Here is a 22,823-nt window from a genome sequence, read left to right as displayed (position 1 = left end):
GACGTGTCTACTTTCCGGGGGTCAGGCCCCCCGCGCATCTCACTTATCCGCAGCGGCGAATCAGTAATCGTCAGCGAATGCGGACCCACCTTCCGATACGTCAGCCGCACCCCAGGTTCAGGCACTCGCCGCGGCCGCAACTGCTTCAACCGTTCCTTCGCCACTTTCGGGATACGGTGTGCCGGAGTCGCCGCAAGCCGAACGCGCAGATTCCACGCATCCAACTCTTTTTCACCCTGGCGGTATACGACTCAATCAAACTCAACGTCGCAACATCATGCCTTTGAGCAACCGCAGCCGCACGCGCCTGGCGCTGCTTGCCCGTAAAACGCGTCGGCCCGAAATACACCGCATGCAGCCCAGTCAACTCCGCAGCATCAGCCACAGAAGCACCACGCGCGCGTAAATCATCCACACTGCCTACCGCAAGCCCCACAAGATCCAACCCCGAACTGCGATAGGAGAAATAAGTCTCCAAGTCCCCCATGCCCACGAGACTAAAACACCACCACACACCCCGCAACCGGAGGCAGAAAACTCTCAGAATCTGCTACAAAAAGGGCAGGTAACACTGGGTTTCACGGCTACAGCACGGCGGGGTACAGCAGCGTTAGAACCAGCGCTCAAGCACCTTTGCCACACCTGCCTGGTGATGCGCTACCGTCACCGCATCTGCCGCCTCCATGACCTCTGGGTGAGCGTTCTCCATGGCAACCCCGCAACCTGCCCACTCGAGCATCTCGATATCGTTGGGCATATCGCCAAAGGCGATGATGTCTTCGCGGGCGATACCGTGATGCTCGGCCAGCCACTTAATTCCGCGCCGCTTCGTCACGTTGGGGGCCGCCACCTCGAGGATCCCCTCGGACATTGAGTAGGTCACGTGGGCAAGCTCGGAATCGATGTGCGGAGCAATAAGCTCGTAGAGTTCCGGTGCGGAAAACGCGGTGTTACGGATCAGCAGCTTCACCGCCGGTCGGGACACCAATTCGCCGACGCTCACGAGGCCGAAGCCTTCAAAGAGCGCGTTCTCCGAATAGTGCGACTCGACCACAAAGAGTTCCTCAACCGGATCCAAGACCGAGCCTCCCGTGCGCTCCGCGCCGAAGCCAACACCGCCATGGGGCTCGAGTACCTTCGTGGCCACCTCCACGATTTCCGCGAGGGCCTCAGGCGAGAGCTCGTGGGCGGAGAGCACGCGGTCTTCTGCCGAGTCATAAATCACCGCACCATTTGATGTCACGCACACCGGGCGCACGGTCAGCTGCTCCAGTACGGGCATGATCCAGCGGAAGGGCCGGCCGGTCGCCAGCGCAAACTCGCTGCCCGCGGCAACTGCTCGGGCCACTGCCTCGCGGTTTCGCCTGGGAACTCGGTGGTTCCGGTCCAACAAGGTGCCATCAATATCACTGATGATGAGGCGCGGAGCGCGGTCCGAAAATACGTCACTGGCCATAGCCCTGAGTCTACGTCAGAGCGATGCACACGAGGGCGCACCCGCAACCGCTGGTAGCCACAACAACGTCCACTGCAGCGTTGGCTCCCCACCACCGTGCCGCAGTCCGCCACGCGCACAACGACGAAGACGCGGCCACCACGAGAATGCTCGTGACAGCCGCGCTTGCCTGCAAAGACTGCTACTTAGCCCTTAAACGATAACGTCGTCATCGTCCACGTCTTCCCAGTTCAGGGAACGCTTGATGGCGCGCTTCCAGTCGCGGTAGAGAGCCTCGACTTCGTCCTTCTCGCGCTGCGGCTTCCATACCTTGAAGTCACCTTGCTGGGAGCTCAGCACGCTGAGATCATCCCAGAATCCGGAGTCCAAGCCGGCAGCGAAGGCCGCACCGGTAGCGGTGGTCTCCACGTTCTTCGGGCGGTGCACCTCCACGCCAAGCATGTCCGCCTGGAACTGCATGAGCAGCTCATTCATGGTCATGCCGCCGTCGACGCGCAGCTCTGTGATCTCCACGCCGGAGTCCGCCACCATGGCATCGGCGACGTCGCGAGTCTGGTAGGCGGTGGACTCGAGGACCGCGCGAGCCAGGTGCTTGCGGTTGGCATAGCGGGTCAGGCCCACGATGACACCGCGGGCATCCGGGCGCCAGTACGGAGCGAAGAGTCCGGAGAAAGCCGGCACGATGTAGACGCCGCCGTTGTCCTTGACCTCGCGAGCCAGGTTCTCAATGGACGCGGAGTTCGGGATGAGCTGGAGGTTATCGCGCAGCCACTGCACCAGGGAACCACCCATGGAAACGGAACCCTCGAGCGCGTAGACCGGGCGCTCGCCCTCGCGCTGGAAGCACACGGTGGTGAGCAGACCATTCTCCGAGAACTTCGGGGTGGTACCGGTGTTGAGCAGGAGGAATAGACCGGTTCCGTAAGTGTTCTTAGCAGAACCCGGGCGGAAGCAGCCCTGGCCGAACATGGCTGCCTGCTGGTCACCCAAGATGGCACGAATCGGTACACCGGCCAGCGAGCCGCGCTCGCGGACGGTGCGGAAGTCGCCCAGGGACGGGCGGATCTCCGGCAGCATGGAGGTGGGAATCCCCATCTCCTTGCACAGTTCCTCATCCCACTCGAGCTTCTCGATGTCCATGAGCAAGGTGCGCGAGGCATTGGTGACGTCGGTGGCGTGCAGGGCTTCCTGGCCGTTGTCGCCGTCGGCGCCACCGGTGAGGTTCCACAGGAGCCAGGTATCGATGGTGCCGAAGAGCAGCTCGCCCTTCTCCGCGCGCTCGCGGGCGCCCTCGACGTTATCGAGGATCCACTTCACCTTCGGGCCGGCTGGGTAGGAGTTGATGATGAGGCCGGTGCGGCGACGCCACTTGTCCGCACCTTCATCACCAGCGAGTTCCTTACAAATATCGGTGGTGCGGGTGTCCTGCCACACGATGGCGTTGTACACCGGCTTACCCGTGTTCTTGTCCCACACGACGGTAGTCTCACGCTGATTGGTAATGCCGAGGGCTGCGATGTCTTCGACATTGATGTCGCCGTTGGCCAAAGCTTCACCCACAGCGCGGCGGGTGTTGCTCCAGATTTCCTCCGGGTCATGCTCGACCCAGCCCTTCTCCGGGAAAATCTGCTCGTGCTCGAGCTGGCCGACGGACACCTGCTCACCGTCGTGGTTGAAAATGATGCAACGCGTGGAAGTCGTACCCTGGTCAATCGCTGCAACGTAGCTCTTGGTAGTCATTGTGTTCTCCGTTTCTGAGTAGCGGGGTGTGTATTAGAGAGCCATGGACAACAAGCCAACGGCGACGGCCGCGAGGGTCGGTGCAACCACCGGAACCCAGGCATAGCCCCAATTCGCGTCTCCCTTGTCCTTGATGGGGAGGACGAAGGCGTACATGATGCGGGGGCCAAGGTCACGGACCGGGTTAATCGCGTAGCCGGTGGCGGTGCCGAGGGACAGGCCCACGGACACAACGACGAAGGCCACGGCGAAGTACTTCAGCGGGCCCAACTCGCCGCCGGTTGGGCCGAAGGCGATGAACATGAGCAGCACGCAGGTAGCGATGAACTCGGTGACCGCGTTCCAGCCGCTATTCGGGTGCGCAGGCTTGGTGAAGAAGATGCCCCCGGTGTTCTTGTTGGCGCCGGTGACGTTGCCGGCTTCGTCGAGGTTGTTGGCGTCGAAAAGCTGCTTAAAGGTAGCCCAGGCAAGGAATGCACCAAGCATGGCGCCGAGAATTTGCCCCAGCAGGTAGTAAGGAACGAGGCTCCATTCAAGGGAACCATTCACGGCCAGCATGATGGTGACCGCCGGGTTGAGGTGGCCGCCGGAGGGGTCGGCGACACTAGCGCCGATGAAGACCGCGAGGCCCCAGCCCATAGCGATGACGATCCAGTCCGAACCGCGCGCGCCAGAAGTTCGGAGGTTCACAACGGCGCACACGCCGTTGCCGAGCAGGAGCAGCAGCGCAGTGCCGATGAACTCCCACAGGAATGCATCCATTCCGGTCATTAGATGTCCTTTCTTATCTGCCTAGGCCAAGGGCCCAGCGAGGGATATCCACCGCTCGCTAGGCCCCGTGACTTTTAGGCTTCTTCCTTGGTGGCTCGTGCGCTTCCTGCGCGCTCGAGGATGTCGTTTGCCTCACGGTCGGTCAGCGCTGCCTCAGCGGCGAGCTCTGCCTCGGTGTGCTTGGTGAAGTGGGAGACTTCGCGCTCAATATCGGCCTGATCCCAGCCCAGCAGCGGGGCAACGAACTCAGCGATCGGCTGTGCAGCAGCAACGCCGCGGTCGGCGAACTCGATGGCCACGCGCAGGCGGCGGGAGACGATGTCGTCGATGTGCAGGGCGCCCTCGTGGGTCACGGCGTAGCGCACCTCTGCCCAGATGTAGCTCTCAGCACCCGGAACCGGTTCGAGCAGCGTGGCGTCGTCAGCAGCCGGAGCCAGCACCTCACCGATCAGCGAGCCGTAGCGGCCGAGCAGGTGCTCGATGCGGTCCTCGCTGAGGTTGTAGCGGCGGGCCAGTGCCGGAACCTGGTTAGCCAGTGCGTGGTAGCCGTCCGCACCCAGAATCGGGGTGCGCTCGGTCACGGACTCAGCCACCTTGGTCCCCAGCTCCTTCGCGGCTAGATCCACCGCGTCCTTGCCGATGACGCGGTACGTGGTGTACTTGCCACCGGCGACGGACACCATGCCCGGTGCGACGCGGGCAACGGCGTGGTTGCGCGACAGGTTAGTGGTGGAATCGGACTTGCCGGACAGCAACGGGCGCAGACCGGAGTACACGCCGACGATGTCATCGCGGGTGATCTTGTCGCGCACGCGCTGGTTGACCTCATCCAGGATGTAGTCGATATCCGCCTTGGTCGGCGCCGGATCCGGCAGGGACAGGCCCTTCTCCCAATCGGTGTCGGTGGTGCCGATGATCCAGTACTCACCCCACGGGATGACGAAGAGCACGGACTTTTCGGTGACGAAGCACAGCGCGGCGTCGGCGTCGAGGGCATCCTTCGGGACCACGATGTGAACGCCCTTGGAAGCGTGGACGGTGAACTTGCCTTCAGCGCCCGCCATCTCCTGAATCTTGTCGTTCCACACACCGGTCGCGTTGATGAAGACCTTGCCCTTGACGGTGGCCTCGCGGCCGGTTTCCAGGTCGCGGACCTTCGCGGCAGTGATGCGGCCGCGGCCGTCCTTCTCAAAGCCAATCACCTCGGTGCCGGTGCGCACGTTGGCGCCATACTCGGCGGCGGTGCGCAGGACGGTCATGGTGTGGCGGGCGTCGTCGACAAGCGTGTCATAGTAGCGCACGCCACCGACGACGGCGTCCTCCTTGAGGCCTGGGGTCACCTTCAGCACGCCCTTGCGGGTGAGGTGCTTCTGCATCGGGACGCTCTTGGCTCCGCCCATCAGGTCGTAGAGGGTAAAGCCACCGAACATCATGACGCGCTCCCAGCCGCGGTGGGTCAGCGGGAAGATGAACTTCAGCGGCTTGACCAGGTGCGGCGCTAGGGTCGACATGTTGAGCTCGCGCTCCTTGAGGGACTCCGCAACGAGGCGGAAGTCGAACATTGCCAGGTAGCGCAGGCCACCGTGGAACATCTTGGAGGAACGCGAAGACGTGCCCGCCGCAAAGTCTTGGGATTCCAGCACAGCCGTCTTCAGGCCACGAGTGGCCGCATCCAGTGCAGCACCGGCGCCTACGGAACCTCCGCCGATGATGACGACGTCATAGTCCTCGGTGGAGTAGTCGTTCCACGTCTTTTCAAAATACTCAGGGTTGAAGCTGTTAATACTCGTCGTGGTCATTGTTGACCGAGTCTCCTCTCTCGCTGCACGGCGTCAGAAAGTCCTGTCCAGTTGACGGTGTGCGCAGCATGTTGCGCTCATCCACCACGCGCGTCCTGTGCACCGACACCTCGGCCACCTGCTCGAAAGGCGAATGAAGAAGAAGTTTTCTCCCACGGCCAATGCTATAGATCACGCCAAATTCTCTCTGGAGACGCTACTCACACGTAAGTTCCGCCGCCGTAAGCTGGAGTTTCTAAGCCGTTTCATAGGATGACAAAATAAAATAACACCCCCTTCCGGGGGTGTTAACGGGCGTTGCGAACGCTTCTTAAGTCCAGGGTGTCAAGACTTATTTCTTCTCTTGCTGCAAGCGCGCCATCGCCTCCAGCACCTCGGCCATTCCGTAGCGCTCGGTGGAATACGTCACCGCCTGCGCAGCCTTAATCACCTCAATGGGTGCAGTCTCAAGCGCCACCATGCGCACGGCGACGCCATCCCCGCCCTCCGCAAAGGTTTCATCCCCCGGCTCATTGGCAAAGAACAAGAGATCCTTCGGCTCGGCCCCAATCTTCTTCACCACGGCCGCCAGCCCCTCCGCGGGGGAAGAGGCCGTCGCCACCACTCCCCCGGGGGCATCGTTGAACTGCACCCCTTCGGCACCGTCCGAGCAGGCGATGCGCCAACACGATTGGGGGAGGTCCCCGAAGGCGGCAGCGTCCAGTACCTCGCCCTGTGGCGAGAGCACGACGAACTCCTCAACCTGCGGGTGGAGCTGCGTTAGCGCTTCTTGGAGCCGCGTCGAGATTTCCCCGTTTTCCATGCTCAGCGCGCTCTGATCCGCCACGATCACGCGCGGCGCTTCGGAATACTGCGCCTTCACGCGGTGCGGCAGGCGCGAGACGATGAGCCGAGATTGCGTCGCCGCGGAGAGCAACCCCTGTTCCACGACGGAACCAGCGAAGATTTCCTTGCTGCTCGCAGTCATGGAAGCTTGAGCCTCCATGACATCAGACTTCAGTTGCGCCATCACCCCCGTGACCTTTTCGCGGCCCTCCTCTACGCCGCGCATAGCCTCTTCGACCACCGAGTTGAGGTTTTCCTTGATCCACTCAAGGGTTTCCGGCGCGGTACGCGGGCGGTCCTTCTCGGCGGCCTCGGCTCCGGCTTCTGCGGTACCGGTTTCCTCATTACTACCCGGCTTCATCAACGCCATCCGGTCGCGCATGAGCTCCACGGTGGCCTCGGACACGTGCTCCTTGAGATTGGTCAGATCATCGCGCAGCCGGCGCACACGGTAGCGCTCAGTCTCCACCTCGGAGTCCTGGGCCTCGGCCTCCTCCAGCGTCGGCGCGCCCCCACCCTTACGGGCCGGTACCCAGTATTCGCCAGCCGGCATCGGGCCGAATTCCTCCTCGTACTGAGCCCACAGCCCCTCCAGAGCCTCCTGCATCCGGCGGCGCACCTCCGCGATATCCGCATCGAAATCGCCCGTGGTGTAGTAGGGCTCAAGAGCCGTGATCAGCACTGGGGTCTTGGTGCGGCCTAGGTGCTTCTTCTGGCCCTTCGTCCAAATGCGCTGGGAGCCGAAGATGACCTGCGGGATGATCGGAACACCCGCGCCGTGGGCGATACGCGCCGCACCGTTGCGCATGCTGCGAATCTCGAAGCTGCGGGAAATCGTGCCCTCCGCAAACACACCCACGAGCTCGCCATTCTTGGCCAGCTCGATGCCTTTGACAATCGACGCCCCGCCATCGATGCGATCCACCGGAACATGCCCCATCACCTGAAAAAGCTGACCGGCCACCGGCGTCTGGAAGATGGAGGCTTTAGCCAAGTAGCGCACCAAACGCCGCTTGCGATAAGCCAAGAAGGCCCCGAAGAGGAAATCCATGTAGCCGGTGTGATTGCACACGATGACGGCCCCGCCCTTATCCGGGATATTCTCCTCGCCGGACAGGCGCATCTTCAGCCCCTGGGCCAAAGTCACCCCGCGGCCAATGTGCGTAATCTGCCGGTAGAGGAAATTAGTCACAACGCTCATGATGCTCCAGGGAGGATTTAGGGCCTTAAGAGGGCACAACCGGGGATCGAAGGGGGCGCCTGCGGCGCCTCCTGTCATTCTTCTAGGAGTTTACGGGGTAAAGAACGTCCTTACCCACGAATGGGCGCAATGCCTCCGGAACCACGACGGACCCATCTGCCTGCTGGTGGTTCTCCAGGATGGCCACGAGCCAGCGGGTGGTAGCCAGGGTGCCGTTGAGCGTGGCGGCGTACTGGGTCTTGCCGTTCTCGTCGCGGTAGCGCGTGGAGAGGCGGCGCGCCTGGAAGGTGGTGCAGTTCGAGGTCGAAGTGAGCTCGCGGTACGTGCCCTGGGTAGGCACCCACGCCTCGTTATCGAACTTGCGGGCTGCAGAAGAACCGAGGTCTCCGCCCGCGATGTCGATGGTGCGGTAGGGCAGCTCCATCGCCGCGAGCATGTCCTTTTCCATGTTCAGCAGCTTCTGGTGTATCTCCTCGGCGTCTTCCGGCTTGCAGTAGACAAACATCTCCAGCTTGTCGAACTGGTGCACGCGCAGAATGCCGCGGGTGTCCTTGCCGTGCGAACCCGCCTCGCGGCGGAAGCAGGAGGACCAGCCCGCATACTGCAGCGGGCCCTTGGACAGGTCGATGATCTCTTCCTTGTGGTAGCCAGCCAGAGCCACCTCCGAAGTACCGACCAGGTAGAGATCATCCGCCGGCAGGTAGTAGACCTCATCCGCATGCTGACCCAAGAAACCGGTGCCCTGCATCACGTCCGGGCGCACGAGCACCGGCGGGATCATGAGGCTAAAGCCGGCCTCACGGGCCTTCTGCGCAGCCAGCATAAGCATGCCCAGCTGCAGGAAGGCGCCGTCGCCGGTGAGGTAGTAGAAACGTGCGCCGCCGACCTTGGCGCCCCGCTTGACGTCGATAAGCCCCAGCGTCTCACCCAACTCCAGGTGATCCTTCGGCTCGAAGTCGAACTGCGGTTTCTCACCGACCTCCTCGAGCACGACGAAATCATCCTCGCCACCAGCCGGGGCACCCTCCACCACGTTGGAGAGCTGGTACTGCAGCTCCTCCACCTTGGCCTCGGCCGCGGCCGCTTCCTCGCCGGCCGCCTTGACCTTTTCCTTCAGCTCATTGGAGCCCTCCAGCAGCGCCGGGCGCTCCTCCGGGGAGGCCTGGCCAATCTTCTTGCCAAAGGCCTTCTGCTCCGAGCGCAGCTGGTCTGCCTTCACAATGGCCGCGCGACGCTGTTCATCGGCGGCGAGCAGCTGGTCCACCAAAGCGGGGTCCTCCCCACGGTTTACCTGGGAGGCGCGGACGACATCGGGATTTTCGCGAAGAAACTTGAGATCAATCACGCCGGATAGTCTAGCGCACGGCCATACCTTTGCGCTGGTCATAACCAGCGCATTATCATGAATAACATGGCACCTCACATTATTACCGACGGCCCCGTGCCCAAGCACGCTCAGCTGCGGGATATCCTCTCCGAGCTCTGCCGAACCACCCTCAAACCCGGTGACATCCTCCCCGGCGAGCGCATTCTCGAAGAAACCTACGGTGTTTCCCGCATCACCGTACGCCGCGCCATCGGTGATTTAGTGGCCGAGGGCCGCCTGCGGCGGGTGCGTGGCAAGGGCACCTTCGTGGCTCCGAACCCACTGGTCTCCCGGCTCCATTTGGCCTCCTTCTCCGATGAGATGGGCCACCAAAAGGTCCAGGCTTCCTCGAGAATCCTGCTGGGTGAGCGTAGCACCGCCCCCAGTGAGGTCTGCGAGTTTTTCGGCACGGAAACCACCGTGGCCCATACCCACCTGCGGCGCCTGCGCTTGGGCGATGGCGAGCCCTATTCCATCGACGATGGCTGGTACAACTCCACCTTTGCGCCGTCGCTGCTGGAGAATGACATCTACAATTCCGTCTACGCGATTTTGGATAGCACCTTCGAGGTCCCCATCACCGAGGCCGAGCAGACGGTCACGGCCGTCGCGGCAGACGAGGACATCGCCGAGCTTCTCGACGTCTCACCGGGCACCCCACTGCTGCACATCACCCGCCTCGCCCGCTCGGGGGACCGACCGGTTGAATGGTGCTCCTCGGTCTACCGCACAGACCGCTACCGGCTCACAACGCACGTCTCCCGCGCACGTATCTAGCGGCGCCGTGCTCCCGCACGGTGCCGGGCGGGCTAGAAGCCAGGGACGCTAAGGGAGTAGTATGAAGAGTTCTATGAGCACTTCATCTGCGTGGCGCTCCGCCTCCGCCATCCGCGTCGTCCTCGTTGCAGCCGTGGCCGCGGCCGCCTTCATGGCGTCCTACGGCCTCTTCAGCGGCGAGCCAACCGGCACCGATTCGGCCGCACAAGGCTCCGCTACCCCCAGCGCCGACGGCAGTCAGGCTGCCGATCCCTCCGAAGGAGAGATCGCATCCTTTACCACCGCCTCCGCTGGTTCGTGCGTGACGTGGGACATCGCCCCAGACGGCACTGCCACCGACTTCGAGCAGACCAGCTGCGATAAGCCACACCGCTTCGAGGTCTCCTCCCGCGAGGACCTCAGCGCCTACCCCACCAGTGAATTCGGCCCCAATGCCAAGCGCCCCGATATCACACGGCAAAACGCCCTGCGCGATGAGCTGTGCGAAGCCCCCACGGTGAGCTACCTCAACGGCAAGTGGGATCCCAACGGCCGCTACGACATCGCCTCCATCCTGCCGCCGGCCGCCTCCTGGGAACAGGGCGACCGCACCTTGCTGTGCGGCCTGCAGACCACCGACGCCAACGGCGTCCCCCAGGAATCCACCGGTAAGGTCAGTGAGGTGGACCAGGCGGTCGTCGCCAAGCCCGGCGAATGCCGCAAGGTGGACGAGAACCAGGTGCTCAGCACCGTTCCGTGTAGCGAGCCGCACCAGATGGAGACCGTATCCGTCATTAACCTGGCCGAGAAATTCCCCGATGGCTACCCCAACGACGAGGACATGGATAAGTTCCTCTCCGAAACGTGTACTCAGGACGCCATGGACTACCTGGGCGGCGAGGAAAACCTCTACCAATCCACACTGCAGCCTTTCTGGGGCGCGATGAACCGCGAGTCCTGGGAGGCCGGCTCCCGTTCGGTGAACTGCTCCCTCATCCATGTCAACGAAGGCCTGTTTTCCACCATTACGGGCTCCGCTGCGGAGGGACGAGATTCCCTGAACATCAACGGTGCCCCGCCCACCGAGCAGCCGAAGCGCAACCCGCTGCGTGATCAGAACGCCCAGCCGGGCGGCGAGAACTCCCAGCCGGCTGGCGACAGTGCCGTTCCTGCCGCCACTACTGCACCGGCGCCGGCCCAATAAACCCCGACTATTCCACAGGGAGTAAGCACATGTACGAGGTCAGCGAGGAACGCTTCGAAGAGCTAGTCGGTGAGGCCCTGGATAAGATCCCCGATCGATTCGTCGACCAGATGCGCAACCTGGTCATCTTGGTGGAGGAAGAAAACCCAGAAAACCCTAACCTGCTGGGCCTCTACGAAGGCGTGATGCTCACGCACCGCACCGCCTCGCACACTGGCTACCTGCCGGATACCATCTCCATTTACCGGCAACCTTTGCAGGCCATGAGCAACTCGGAAGAGGAGCTGGCCCACGAGGTCATGGTGACCGTCTTCCACGAGGTCGGACACTACTTCGGTTTCGAGGAGGACCGCCTCCACGAGCTCGGCTGGGGGTAGGCGCCCAGCGGGGCGCCCAGCGGGGCGCCTACCGCGGCCACAACGAAACCTACCGTGGCCGCAGCGGGTTAGACTTCGGTATCCGCCCAGCGCTTGAGTGTCCACTGGCCAAAAGACTGCCCCTGCGGCTCCATGAGGGTAAAGCGGCAGTTCGGCATGTAGCCGGTATAGGCAAAGTCTGGGTCCACGCCGCAGGCATGTCTCGTCACTACGCGAATGGCGGCGCCGTGGCTGACGACGACAATGTCTTCATCATCCTCCAGCTCCGCAGCGAGATCCTCCAACACCGGTTGGTAGCGCTCGAGCACATCCACGTAACTCTCACCGCCAGGCATCCGGGCAGCCTCATCGCCGTCGAGCCAGCCGCGCAGCGCCACCATGTACTCGCGGTGGGTATCCTCGCTGCCGCTCATTTCATGCTCACCGGCAAAGACCTCGTGCAGGCCTACACGCACTTCGACGGGAACGTTGCGCTCATCAGCGGCCTCGCCGTATGTACGGGCGGCCAGCATCGCGGTCTGCTGGGCGCGCAGGGCAATAGAACACACAAAGCGCACGCGGCGTCCCGCGCACAGCTCAGCTAGCTCGCGGCCAACATCCTCCGCCTGGCCACGGCCGCGCTCGGTGAGCTCGGCACCCGGCGGGCGGGTGTCCATGATGCGGTCAATATTGGAAAAGGTCTGGCCGTGGCGCAGCAGGATGATTCTTCCGGTCATGTTTCACCACACTATTGGCCGGTGCGCGCCTGCGCTACCCATTCATCGGCATCTTGCAACCGCGCCAGATTCCGTGGCGCCTCCCCTAGCGCCACCACGGAAGGCCAAGAACCCACGAAAACGACATCCTCCGCGCGCAACCACAGCGCCCGCAGCGCCTCCGCTACCGGCTGGTCCTCGATGTGCCCGATGAGGTCGGCGTGGAAGCGGTAGTTGCCAAAGACGGTGCGCAGCGGACGGGATTCGATGCGGGAGAGGTCCACCCCGCGGTGCGCGAATTCCTGCAGGGCCCCAACCAGGGAGCCCGGCTCATTGGGCAGGGTGAAGATGACGGACGTCCTATCGTTGCCGGTCCGCGCGGTCGGTTTTCCGGCCGGCCCCACGAGGACGAACCGCGTCGTGGCCCCCGCGACATCCGCCACGTTGTCCGCAAGAGAATCCAGCCCGAAGACCTCCGCTGCCCGTGCCGGGGCGGCCGCGGCATCCACCTCCCCGCGCGCCACGGCCTGCGCCGCCGCGCCATTCGACGCCGCCGGAACATAGTCCACGCCCGGCAGGTTCTGCTCCAACCAACCGCGCACCTGCTGGTAGGCCACAGGATGCGTGGAGAAGGTGCGAAGAGTCTCCGCGGAAGTGCCGGGACGCACCAGAATAGAGAAGGACACCGGCAGGTCTACTTCGCGGTAGATCTGGACCCGGGAGCCGTCGGCAAGCGCGTCAAAGGTGGCTGTTACCGGACCGTCCACGGAGTTTTCAATGGCCACGCAGGCATAGTCCGCCGCACCAGAGCGCACCGCCGCCAGCGCCTCGGCCGGCGAGTTTACCGGCAGCCCCTCAGGGGAAGCAAAGTCAGCGGCGAAGTGCTGCATCGCCGCTTCCGTGAAGGTTCCGGCGGGCCCGAGGAATGCGATGGTGGTGCTCATGACAGCAACTTTATCTCACGTAACTACTAAACTGAGCCGCCATGGACAGCACCGAGTTCACTCTGGATAAGCTGCGCGAGGATCTATCTGGTCTGGACCCCGCGGAACACGGCTTCACGTACCTCGACCTCGAGCGCCGGCCGCAGGCGCACGGGCGCTTGAGCGGCTGGATTCTCTCGGTCAAGGACCTCAATGACGTCGCCGGCATGCCCACCACGCTCGGCCATGCCGAGCGCACCTACGTGGCGGAGGAGACCGATCCTTTCGTGCAGGAGCTGATCGACGCCGGCGCGCTCATCGTCGGCAAGTCCGCCGCGCCCGAACTGGGCCTGCGCGTGGACACCGAACCCGTAGGCCTGCCCCACCCGGATAACCCGCTCTACCCGGGCCATACCCCGGGCGGTTCCTCCGGTGGAGCGGCGGTCCAGGTGGCGCGGGGTCTGCTGCGCGCTGCGCATGCCTCCGACGGCGGAGGCTCCATCCGCGTGCCGGCTGCCGCCTGTGGCGTCGTCGGGTTCAAGCCCGGCGGTGAGGACCTCTCGGTGCAGGGGTTCATCACGCGCAGCATCGCCGATACCGCAACGCTGCACGGCCTTCGTCCGCGCGCCCGGCGCGCCCGCATCGGAGTGCTGACGGATCCCCTCTTCGCTAACACCGAGGTGGCCCCGCACATGCTGCGCGCGGTCGCAGAGGCCACCGCCACCTTTGAAGGCGCGGGATTTGAAACCGTGGCCCTTTCCCCTTACCCCCAGGCCGCGACTACCTTTGAGGCCTTTCAACACATCTTTAGCCGCCGGCTGGCCGGCCTTGACTTCGCGGAGGGTTACGCGGAGTGGATCCGTGCGAAGGGCCGGCGCGTCACGGATTCCGAATTCGCCTCAGCCCGCGCGCACGCCGCGCAGCTGCCGGAGCTGCTGGCACAAGAGTGGGAAGTCGATGCCATCTTGAGCCCCATGCTGGCCTTCGATCCGCCCCGGCGTGGGCACTTCCTGGCGCTGGAGCACCAGGCCAACTTTGATGAGCAAACGCGGTGGTCACCGTGGGGTTCGTTGTTCAACGTGGCGCAGCTGCCTGCCATCTCCGTGCCGTGGCCGGTGCGCGATCACCCGCCCGTGGGCGTGCAGTTGGGTTCAATCACGCTTGACGAGTCCTCCCTTCTCGGCCTCGCCCAGGTGCTTCACCCATGACCGCGCGCTCACGCCTGCGCGCGGAAATCCTCATCGTCCTGACCATCACTTTTGGTGTCTCGGGCGTGCGCGCCGCGCTGCGGCTGACCGATTCCCTGCTCAACCCCGCCCCGCTCAACGAGCAGTCGGTCACCATCAACGCCTCGCAGTCGGCGACGACGCTGCTCGACCTTGCTTTCCAGCTCTGCAGCGCCGCGGTGCTCTTCGCGTGGGGAGCACTTGCGCTCTACCTGATCTCCTTCCCGCCCCGCCCGCGGTGGCGGGATGGTGTCCACGGCGCAGCGCTAGCGGCAGTCATTGGTCTGCCGGGGTTGGTGCTGTATTACGTGGCGCTGCACTTCGGGTGGACCAAGGAGGTGGTGCCGGGAGCGTTCGATACGTGGATTGAGATCCCGGTGCTGCTCATCAAGTCCTTCGCCAACGCGTGGGCGGAGGAGCTGGTGGTGGTGTACTGGTTCATGACCAGGCTCAAGCAGTCTGGGTGGGCCCTGCCCGCAACGCTGGCTGCTTCCTCCATCCTGCGCGGCTCTTATCATCTCTACCAGGGTGTTTCCGCAGGCTTCGGCAATATCATCATGGGCGTGCTCTATGGCTGGTACTTCCACCGCACGGGGAAGGTGTGGCCTCTGGTCATCGCGCATTTTCTGATCGACGCCATCGCTTTCGTGGGCTACGCATTGCTCTTCGGTGCTTAAGCATGGGCCAGAGTTCATAGCATCACAAAGACCACAACCACGCCCTGTGTGAAAGGTGGGGCGGAAGTGATTTCGCGGTACAGTGTTCCCCATGACCTACCAAGGACACGATCCAGAGCGCGATTCCCGCCGCGCTGGCGATCCCCACGGCGATTCCCGCCGCGCGGGTGCCACTGGCCCGGCCCACCCCCACGGCCCGGATGGCCCGCGCGGTGCGCATGCTGCCGGGCAGGATGCCGGTGAGTTCGTCCTTGGCGCTGACGGGCAGCCCCTGCGGGATCGCTACGGACGCCCAGTGCGTCGCCGCCCCTCCGGGCAGCGAGCTAATCCCACGCACTCTTCTTCTCGCGCTCAGCGCCCCAGTGCGCAGCGCTCGCGTCCGGAGGAAACCCGCTTCGACGTCGATGCCTATATGGCTCAGCACGCATCGCCGCGCCCGGCGCCCCAGCAGAACATGCCCGCCCGGGAACCTGCCGCCGGCGCATACCGGCGAAGCCCCGACGCACCACCGCGCAGCTACTCCCCACAAACTGCGTCCCGCGGGCGTCCTGCTCGGCGCCCGCACAGCCGCCGCAAGAAGGTCAACCCGGCCAAGCAAGTATTCGGCTGCTTGGGCTGGCTCATCGTCATCGCCCTCGTCTTCATGGTGGCCTTCACCTTGTGGACGGATTCGCGCCTGACCCGTATCGATGCCTTACCCTCCGAGCAGGTGGCGCCGACCTCCGGGACGAACTGGCTGTTGGTGGGCTCGGACTCGCGCCAGGGCCTCACCGAGGAACAACAGGCCGAGCTGGGCACCGGCGGTGACGTAGGAGTTGGCCGCACCGACACCATCATGCTTCTGCACATTCCCGCATCCGGAAAGGCCCAGCTGGTCTCCATTCCGCGCGATAGCTACGTCGATGTGCCCGGCTTCGGCATGGACAAGGTCAACGCCGCCTTCACCTACGGTGGGCCGCAGCTGCTGACCCAAACCGTGGAACAAGCCACCGGCCTCCACATCGATCACTATGCGGAGATCGGCATGGGCGGCTTAGCCAACGTCGTGGATTCCGTGGGCGGCGTGGAGATTTGTGTCAAGGAGCCCATCAACGATCCGCTCGCCGGCATCGACCTCCAAGCGGGCTGTCAGAAGCTTCGCGGACCAGATGCCCTTGGCTACGTGCGCACCCGCGCTACCGCGATGGGTGACTTGGACCGCGTCGAACGCCAGCGCGAGTTCTTCGCCGCGCTGCTGGATAAGGCAACGTCCTTCTCCACCATCGGCAACCCCTTCAAGGCCATCTCCTTGGTCAACCACACCGCAGATTCCTTCATCGTCAACGAGAAGGACCACGTCTGGCACCTTGCCCGCGTGGCACTGTCGATGGCCTCGGGTGTGGAGACGAAGACTGTGCCGATCGGCGGCTTCCAGGACACGGTCGTGGGCAATGTCGTCCTCTGGGATGACGCCGAGGCCCAAGCACTTTGGGACTCCATGCGCTAAGGCTCCGGCCGGTCGTTTCGATCAAATAGGGCTCCAAAACCTGTGTGGGTTTTGGAGCCCTATTTGATCGATATGTACCTAAGCCTCGGGGCGAAGGTGCCGAGGAATTAGCGCAGCGTCACCTGACGGGACTTGATGTTCTGCAGCTGCTTGCGCTCATCGGCGTTGAGGTTGGCGTCGTTGGAGATCTCCTCCTCCAACGCCTTGTTCACGCGGGACAGCTCGGCCTCGTAGGAGTCGTGCGCGACCTCTGGGTCGAGGTCAAAGACCGGGGCGATCAGACCGTGCGTGCGGAAGACACCGGCGAACTTGGTGTCCTCGCCCAAGTTGAGCTCGCCGCGAGCGGCCACGCGCGCCAGCGCGTTGAGGAAAGCATTCTCGTCATCACAGGGGCGGACCCAGCGGATGTGGGCCTTGCCGCCCCCGGCGTTAGCCCAGAAGGCGGTGCCGACAAAACCTTCGGCCTCCTGGCCCACCTGGTAGGACTCGATGACGGAATCGTTGGCGCGCTGCAGAGCCTGCGCCATCTGCGGAGGAACCTGCGCGCCCTCCGGCATCCACCACGCGAAGTCCTGGTAGACGTTGATCTCCAGCTCGGCGTCTTCCTCAAGCAGCTCCTTGAGCTCCGGCTGGGAGCCGTCGGCAGCGGTGGACTCGAGGGTGGAACCCGGCGCGTTGTTCTTCACCCAGTTCAGGGCAAAAGCCAGGTCGCGGCCCGGGTTGTGGGTGTGGGACTGTACCTGCAGGCCCACGAAAGCCTCGCCGCCAGACTCCTCGTCACGAATAAGCGCCGCGGTAGCACCGGGCAGCACGGTGGCGATGTAGACGTCCTTGTCAAAGCCCTTGACGGACAGCTTCGCCGTTGCGGAAGGAACAAATTCCTGCAGGGCGACGAGGCTAGCCTCAGCGGCGAGCCCACCGAAGGGGCGAGGGTCCTTTTCCAGGGCAGCGCGCTCGGCGGCGCGGGCAGCGAGCTTAGCTTGGCGGCGGGACATGCCCTCCGGCAGCTGTTCGTTCTTCTTTTTCTTCTTGGCCATACTGAACAACTTACCTGTTCATTACAGCTCAATGGCATGCAGGGCCACTTCCGGCTGGTTCGTGGCGAGAATATCCACCCCATTGGCCCATGCCCACTTCATATCCTCGGGTTTATCGATGGTCCACATGTACGTGGGCAGACCATGCGCGCCAATGGCACCAGGTTGCAGCTTGCCGCGCAACAGCGACATGCCCAGGCCAGTGGGCTGCGATAACAGGATATCGGGGCGGTTGAAATGGCGCTCCCAATCGCGGCGCAGGTAGATGCGGTCAACGTGCGGGGCGAGCGCTGCCATTCGACGGATGGCCCGGTGGGAAAAGGAAATCATGTGGATCCGGGGGTCGTCGAGAAGCCCTGCATAGCGCAACCGCAGCACCATTTGTTCTTCGAGGATGTCGCCCTGCCCCGAGGGATGCTTGGTCTCAATGTAGAGGTGATGCTTCTTGTCACCGAGCATCTCGAGGAGCTCGTCGAGAAGCAGCATGCGCTGGCCGCCGCCAATCTTCAGGCGGCGCAGCTCCTCCCAGGTCAGGCGAGACACTCGGCCCGAGCCGTTCGTGGTGCGGTCCAGGGTGGGATCGTGGTGAACCACCACCTTGCCATCGCTGCTCAGGCGGATATCGCACTCGATACCGTGAATGGGAAGCGCGAGCGCTTTTTCAAAGGCAAGAGGGGATAGCTCCGGATATTTCCCGGAGTATCCCCTGTGGGCGACGATCTTCACTAGCCGAAGATTTCTTCCTTGATGGTGTTGAGCGTGTTGAAGGAGTTCTCAAAGCGCTCCTTCTCGTGGTCATCGAGGGCCAGCTCGATAACGCGGTTGACGCCGGAGCGGTCAACGATGGCCGGGGTGCCAATGAAGACATCCTCGTGGCCGTACTCGCCCTGCAGGTAAGCAGAGACCGGCAGCGCAACAGCCTGGTTCTGGATGACCGCGCGGGTGATGCGGGCCAGGGCCATGCCGATGCCGTAGGAGGTGGAGCCCTTAGCGTCGATGATGTGGTAGGCGGCGTCGCGGGTGTCCTCGAAGATCTTCTCGATACGCTCGTTGTAGCCCGGGTCCTCCTCAGAACGGTGGGACAGGGAGACACCTGCGATGTTGGCGGAGGAGACGACCGGCAGCTCGGAGTCACCGTGCTCACCAATGATGTAGGCGTGGACGGAGGTCGGCGCCACGTCATCCATCTCAGAGAGCATGTAGCGGTAGCGGGCCGAGTCCAGGACGGTGCCGGAGCCGATGACGCGCTGGTGCGGGAAGCCGGAGGCCTTCCACACCGCATAGGTCAGCAGGTCCACCGGGTTGGAGGCGACCAGGAAGATGCCGTCGAAGTCATTCTTCATGACGTCCGCCACGATGGAGTTCATGATGTTGACGTTCTTGTCCACGAGCTGCAGGCGGGTCTCACCAGGCTTCTGCGCAGCACCGGCGCAGATGACGACCATGGAGGCGTCCTTGCAGTCTTCGTAGGTGCCCTTGGTCACGCGGGTGCGGGACGGGGCCCAGACGACGCCATGGTTGAGGTCCATGACGTTGCCTTCGAGCTTCTTTTCGTCGATGTCGATGATGGCCAGGTGGTCAACAGTGCCCTGGTTGACCAGAGCGTAGGCGTAAGCAACTCCAACGTCGCCAGCACCGATGAGTACTACTTTGTTTCCAACATGATTTCCCATGCCTCCTATTGTGCCCCCAATGTCCGAATTTTGCTCGTTATGCGCCCGAATTCACAGGACCAGTAGTCCGATCTCACATTTTCATGTCCGATTGTGCACGGTTTGAGGCTTCCCTGCGCGCCCGCACTAAAGCTGGTTCAATGGCCACCATGCGTCAACTCGCACGCCGCATCGCACTGACAACCGCTCAGAAGGGCCTTCAGGCTGCAATCTTTTCCCTGGAGCTCATCAGCGATCTCACACCCGGCATGCGCATGACCGGCCGGCGGCGCCTGCCGCAAAATATGTGGCCCGGGATCTTCGGCGCGGAGGTAGCAACCTGGGCAGCCGTCTCCCCGTCGCTATTGCCACGCCCGTGGTGGGTCACTGCCGCCAACGTGGCCATCGGCCAAGGTGCGGGACACCTCGCCGCTACCACCGCGGCCTTCGCAGCGAAGCGCGGGCTCCGCCTCGCTGGGCGACGCCCCCAGGACCACGTGGGCCCCACCACCCGGCGCTACTCCTACTACCTGCTTGGGCTCGGAACATTCATCGCGGGCATACGCTCCCTGCGCAACCAATCAGAACAAGCCCGCCTCGTAAGCAAGCTCAATGACCGCGGCCCCCAATCCGCAGCACTGGGCATGGTGGTGGGCACCGCGGGCTACGGCGCCCTGCTCATCGTCGGGGAGGCAGCGCAGATCGCCGTCACCCAGCTTTCCCGCCAGGTGCAGCGCTGGCTGCCCAGGTGGATAGCGTGGCCGCTAGCAGGTGGCGCGGTCGGCTTCGCTGCGGCTGTGGTCAGCGACCGCATGGTGTGGCGCCGGCTGCTCCGCAGGGCCTCCATCCAAGGTCTGGCCCTCAATAAATTGGTGTACCCAGGCTCCGCGATGCCGTGGGAGCCGGAACGCTCGGGAAGCCCCTGGTCCCACGAGCCGTGGACGGCCGTCGGCTCCCAGGGCAGGGCCTTCCTCGACCGCGGCCCACGCGCCCAGGACATCAAAGAAGTTATGCACTTCGAACGTGCCCACGAGCCGATCCGTATTTACATCGGGCTCATCCGCGGCCGTGGTCCGCACGCCGCCGCCCGCCACGCGGTGGCGGAGATGGATCGCACGGGCGCTTTCCACCGCGACACCATCGTGCTGCAGATGCCCTCCGGCTCAGGCTGGATCAACAATTATTCGGTCAGCGGCTATGAATTCCTCACGCGCGGCAATTGCGCCACCGTAGCCCTGCAATTTGACTACCTGCCCTCCATGTTTTCCTATCTGGTGGACAAGAACCTCTCCCGCACCTTTGCGCGCGAGCTCATCGCCGCCGTTCATGCCCGCCTCGCGCTCTTGCCTGAGGACAACCGCCCGAAGCTGTACTTAAGCGGCGAGTCCTTGGGCTGCTATGCCATCGTGGAAAACTACGAGACGCTCGAAGAACTGCTAGCCGACTGCGATGGTGCGGTGTTCACTGGGCCGCCTCGGATGACCAGCTTCATGCGGCGCCTGCACCGCGAACGCGGTTCCCTGGAACGCCTGCCGCTTATCGACGGCGGCCGGCACCTCCGCTTCGCCAGCGTTCCCGCCCACATGGAACACGATGCCTTCGGCGAACCCTATGGCCCCTGGGAGCGCCCGCGCGTGGCGGTGGGGCAGCACGCCTCCGATGCCATCGTGTGGTGGGACAGCAAGCTCATCTATGCCCGCCCCAACTGGATCCACGAGCCGACCCCGCAGACCTTGTACGCAGATACCTTTAAGAACCTGCGCTGGCATCCGTTCATCACCTTCTGGCAGGTAGCGCTGGACCAGATCAACTCGCTCAACGTGCCGGGTGGCCACGGGCACAACTACTTTGAGGAAACCTTCTGGTACTGGGATTCCGTCCTCGGCTCCCAAACGCGAACCCAGCTCACCCCGGAGCTCGCCGAGCGCATGCGGGCCTTCGTGGAGCGCGACCAGCTCAACAAACCTTCCGACTTCCGCACGCACGTGCGCAAGCAGCTCTAGCCGCGCGCCCGCGCGCTAGCCGCACTTGACGCCGGTGCTGTGGTGCGGGCAGTAGCCGTTGGGCACCTTGTGCAGGTACTGCTGGTGTTCGTCCTCGGCCAGGTAATACTCTCCCGAGTCTGTCTCGCTGAGGAGGGTGACTTCGGTGGTGGTGGCGCCAAAGCCGGCGTCGGCAAGCTTGCCTGCGTAGGAATCCACGAGCTGCTGGATCTCTTGGCGCTCCTCCTCGGTCTCTGGGTAGAACGCCGAGCGGTACTGCGTGCCGACATCGTTGCCCTGGCGGAAGCCCTGGGTGGGGTCGTGAGCCTCCAGAGCCTTGACCACTAAGTCTCGCAGGCGCACACGCTGCGGGTCGTAGGTAATCTGCACCGCCTCCGCGTGGTTGGTCAGCCCACGGCAGACCTCGTAGTAGGTCGGGTTAGGCGTGGTGCCGCCCGCATAGCCCACGGACGTGGACTCCACGCCCTCAGTTTCCCAGAACATCTTCTCCGCGCCCCAGAAACAGCCGATGGCAATGATGAGGGACTTCTGCCCGTCCTTCCACGGTCCAGTAATCGGAGTGCCCAGGACCGCGTGGGGCTGCGGGTTGTCCAAGACGGGCTCGGCGCGCCCGGGAAGGGCGTCCTCCGCTGCCACCAGCTTGGGCTCTGGTTTGAAAAGAAACATGCTGGGTTCTCCTTACACTTAGCGTTGTCCTCCCCTTATACTCCGCTACGCCGCTTGCAATCCAGGTTTTCGTTCACGGCGGTTCCCATTAAAAAATTATTGTGGCCAAATCCTCATCCGCGCCCTACGATGGGGCCTCGTACCCCAAAGAAAGGATGACACAAATGGCTGTTTACGAACTTCCTGAACTCGACTACGCATACGACGCTCTGGAGCCGCACATCTCCGCTGAGATCATGGAGCTGCACCACTCCAAGCACCACGCTGGCTACGTTGCTGGCGCTAACGCTGCGCTCGAGGCTCTGGAGGAGCAGCGCAACGGCGAGGCTAACGCTGACGCTATCCGCGCTCTGTCCAAGAACCTTGCCTTCAACCTGGGTGGCCACACCAACCACTCCATCTTCTGGAAGAACCTCTCGCCGAACGGTGGCGGCGAGCCGACCGGCGAGCTGGCTGAGGCTATTAACCGCGACTTCGGTTCCTTCGAGAAGTTCAAGGCTCACTTCTCCGCTGTTGCGACCGGCCTGCAGGGCTCCGGTTGGGCAGTTCTGGGCTACGACCACGTTGCTGGTCGCCTGATTATTGAGCAGCTCACTGATCAGCAGGGCAACATCTCGGTGAACTTCACCCCGCTGCTGATGCTGGATATGTGGGAGCACGCCTTCTACCTCCAGTACAAGAACGTGAAGGCTGACTACGTCAAGGCTGTCTGGAACGTCTTCAACTGGGATGACGTTGCTGAGCGTTACGCTGCTGCCACCAAGTAAGCATTCCGGCCTCTTTTAAGGCCATATAGCTTCGACCGCGCTGGGCCCTCTTCAATGAGGCTCGGCGCGGTTTCGCGTTTTCAACAAGCTGCAGGCCTTTGCACAGGACTCCTGCTCCCGGTGCGCGAGGCGAAACTGCCCGAGTTGCCAAAGTTATGCGCCGCCATTGCCGATCCGAGGGGGATCTTCGTCATGT

General features: G+C 63.4%; 21 protein-coding genes. 8 read left to right on the top strand and 13 right to left on the bottom strand.

All coding sequences use genetic code 11. The features are described from left to right. Positions 1-145: 145 nt before the first annotated feature. From HMPREF2565_RS13240 to serS, 7 genes are all read right to left on the bottom strand, one after another. On the bottom strand, positions 146-487 hold the full coding sequence (locus tag HMPREF2565_RS13240; RefSeq protein ID WP_246819089.1) for a hypothetical protein: 342 nt from the start codon (positions 485-487) through the stop codon (positions 146-148). 123 nt (positions 488-610) lie between these two features. Further along, positions 611-1,456, bottom strand: a complete 846-nt coding sequence (locus HMPREF2565_RS00520; RefSeq protein ID WP_070510901.1) for a Cof-type HAD-IIB family hydrolase — start codon at positions 1,454-1,456, stop codon at positions 611-613. A 192-nt stretch (positions 1,457-1,648) separates the two neighbouring features. Then, on the bottom strand, positions 1,649-3,196 hold the full coding sequence (gene glpK, locus HMPREF2565_RS00515) for a glycerol kinase GlpK (protein ID WP_071406713.1): 1,548 nt from the start codon (positions 3,194-3,196) through the stop codon (positions 1,649-1,651). 33 nt (positions 3,197-3,229) lie between these two features. Beyond that, the gene (locus tag HMPREF2565_RS00510; protein WP_071406712.1) at positions 3,230-3,967 is read right to left on the bottom strand and encodes an MIP/aquaporin family protein; all 738 of its coding nucleotides are present in this window, start codon (positions 3,965-3,967) and stop codon (positions 3,230-3,232) included. A gap of 74 nt (positions 3,968-4,041) precedes the next feature. Further along, complete coding sequence (locus HMPREF2565_RS00505) at positions 4,042-5,766, bottom strand: glycerol-3-phosphate dehydrogenase/oxidase (protein ID WP_071406711.1); 1,725 nt, start codon at positions 5,764-5,766, stop codon at positions 4,042-4,044. A 331-nt stretch (positions 5,767-6,097) separates the two neighbouring features. Then, on the bottom strand, positions 6,098-7,792 hold the full coding sequence (locus tag HMPREF2565_RS00500) for a lysophospholipid acyltransferase family protein (RefSeq protein ID WP_070510892.1): 1,695 nt from the start codon (positions 7,790-7,792) through the stop codon (positions 6,098-6,100). Between the two features lie 82 nt (positions 7,793-7,874). Next, complete coding sequence (gene serS, locus HMPREF2565_RS00495; protein WP_071406710.1) at positions 7,875-9,137, bottom strand: serine--tRNA ligase; 1,263 nt, start codon at positions 9,135-9,137, stop codon at positions 7,875-7,877. A gap of 66 nt (positions 9,138-9,203) precedes the next feature. On the opposite strand from serS, the gene HMPREF2565_RS00490 reads away from it, so the two are divergent. The 3 genes from HMPREF2565_RS00490 to HMPREF2565_RS00480 all read left to right on the top strand — a co-directional run bounded on the left by HMPREF2565_RS00490 (position 9,204) and on the right by HMPREF2565_RS00480 (position 11,495). Continuing rightward, positions 9,204-9,935, top strand: a complete 732-nt coding sequence (locus HMPREF2565_RS00490) for a GntR family transcriptional regulator (RefSeq protein ID WP_198525913.1) — start codon at positions 9,204-9,206, stop codon at positions 9,933-9,935. A gap of 73 nt (positions 9,936-10,008) precedes the next feature. Continuing rightward, entirely contained in the window at positions 10,009-11,118 is a 1,110-nt protein-coding gene (locus HMPREF2565_RS00485) for a septum formation family protein (protein ID WP_070545125.1), read from the top strand. A 29-nt stretch (positions 11,119-11,147) separates the two neighbouring features. Further along, positions 11,148-11,495: a metallopeptidase family protein gene (locus HMPREF2565_RS00480; protein ID WP_070545123.1), complete on the top strand. Its 348-nt coding sequence runs from the start codon at positions 11,148-11,150 to the stop codon at positions 11,493-11,495. A gap of 68 nt (positions 11,496-11,563) precedes the next feature. Here HMPREF2565_RS00480 and HMPREF2565_RS00475 read toward each other — a convergent pair whose 3' ends face one another. Beyond that, a complete protein-coding gene (locus HMPREF2565_RS00475; RefSeq protein WP_070545121.1) occupies positions 11,564-12,211 on the bottom strand; it encodes a histidine phosphatase family protein in 648 nt (215 codons plus the stop codon). 11 nt (positions 12,212-12,222) lie between these two features. Further along, complete coding sequence (pheA, locus tag HMPREF2565_RS00470; RefSeq protein WP_070545119.1) at positions 12,223-13,134, bottom strand: prephenate dehydratase; 912 nt, start codon at positions 13,132-13,134, stop codon at positions 12,223-12,225. A 41-nt stretch (positions 13,135-13,175) separates the two neighbouring features. On the opposite strand from pheA, the gene HMPREF2565_RS00465 reads away from it, so the two are divergent. The 3 genes from HMPREF2565_RS00465 to HMPREF2565_RS00455 all read left to right on the top strand — a co-directional run bounded on the left by HMPREF2565_RS00465 (position 13,176) and on the right by HMPREF2565_RS00455 (position 16,502). Beyond that, the gene (locus HMPREF2565_RS00465; RefSeq protein ID WP_071406709.1) at positions 13,176-14,321 is read left to right on the top strand and encodes an amidase; all 1,146 of its coding nucleotides are present in this window, start codon (positions 13,176-13,178) and stop codon (positions 14,319-14,321) included. Further along, a complete protein-coding gene (locus HMPREF2565_RS00460; protein WP_070545114.1) occupies positions 14,318-15,016 on the top strand; it encodes a CPBP family intramembrane glutamic endopeptidase in 699 nt (232 codons plus the stop codon). The genes HMPREF2565_RS00465 and HMPREF2565_RS00460 overlap by 4 nt, the downstream gene beginning before the upstream one ends. Before the next feature lie 91 nt (positions 15,017-15,107). Next, positions 15,108-16,502, top strand: a complete 1,395-nt coding sequence (locus HMPREF2565_RS00455; protein ID WP_083295488.1) for an LCP family protein — start codon at positions 15,108-15,110, stop codon at positions 16,500-16,502. A 107-nt stretch (positions 16,503-16,609) separates the two neighbouring features. Here HMPREF2565_RS00455 and HMPREF2565_RS00450 read toward each other — a convergent pair whose 3' ends face one another. From HMPREF2565_RS00450 to HMPREF2565_RS00440, 3 genes are read right to left on the bottom strand one after another with little or no spacing between them, the layout of a single operon-like run. Further along, positions 16,610-17,539 (bottom strand): DUF5926 family protein, encoded by a 930-nt coding sequence (locus HMPREF2565_RS00450; RefSeq protein ID WP_070545113.1) that lies wholly within the window; start codon positions 17,537-17,539, stop codon positions 16,610-16,612. 21 nt (positions 17,540-17,560) lie between these two features. Further along, positions 17,561-18,265, bottom strand: a complete 705-nt coding sequence (locus HMPREF2565_RS00445; RefSeq protein ID WP_046647624.1) for a glycerophosphodiester phosphodiesterase family protein — start codon at positions 18,263-18,265, stop codon at positions 17,561-17,563. After that, the gene (locus HMPREF2565_RS00440) at positions 18,265-19,212 is read right to left on the bottom strand and encodes an L-lactate dehydrogenase (protein WP_070545111.1); all 948 of its coding nucleotides are present in this window, start codon (positions 19,210-19,212) and stop codon (positions 18,265-18,267) included. Before HMPREF2565_RS00440 ends, HMPREF2565_RS00445 begins: the two co-directional genes overlap by 1 nt. A 140-nt stretch (positions 19,213-19,352) precedes the next feature. Between HMPREF2565_RS00440 and HMPREF2565_RS00435 the strand changes: the two genes are divergently transcribed. Further along, a complete protein-coding gene (locus tag HMPREF2565_RS00435; RefSeq protein WP_070545108.1) occupies positions 19,353-21,194 on the top strand; it encodes an alpha/beta-hydrolase family protein in 1,842 nt (613 codons plus the stop codon). 15 nt (positions 21,195-21,209) lie between these two features. Here the strand turns inward: HMPREF2565_RS00435 and msrA are convergent, their stop codons facing one another. Further along, a complete protein-coding gene (msrA, locus tag HMPREF2565_RS00430; protein WP_070545107.1) occupies positions 21,210-21,860 on the bottom strand; it encodes a peptide-methionine (S)-S-oxide reductase MsrA in 651 nt (216 codons plus the stop codon). A gap of 164 nt (positions 21,861-22,024) precedes the next feature. Here msrA and HMPREF2565_RS00425 point away from each other — a divergent pair, with 164 nt between their 5' ends. Continuing rightward, a complete protein-coding gene (locus tag HMPREF2565_RS00425; RefSeq protein ID WP_046647628.1) occupies positions 22,025-22,627 on the top strand; it encodes a superoxide dismutase in 603 nt (200 codons plus the stop codon). Positions 22,628-22,823 lie beyond the last annotated feature (196 nt).

Origin of the sequence: Corynebacterium sp. HMSC072A04 (assembly GCF_001809235.1) — a bacterium.
In the GTDB taxonomy this organism is placed as follows: Bacteria; Actinomycetota; Actinomycetes; order Mycobacteriales; family Mycobacteriaceae; genus Corynebacterium; species Corynebacterium hiratae.
Note: the sequence above shows the minus strand (reverse complement) of the source record. Positions and strands in the feature narration are given on the sequence as shown.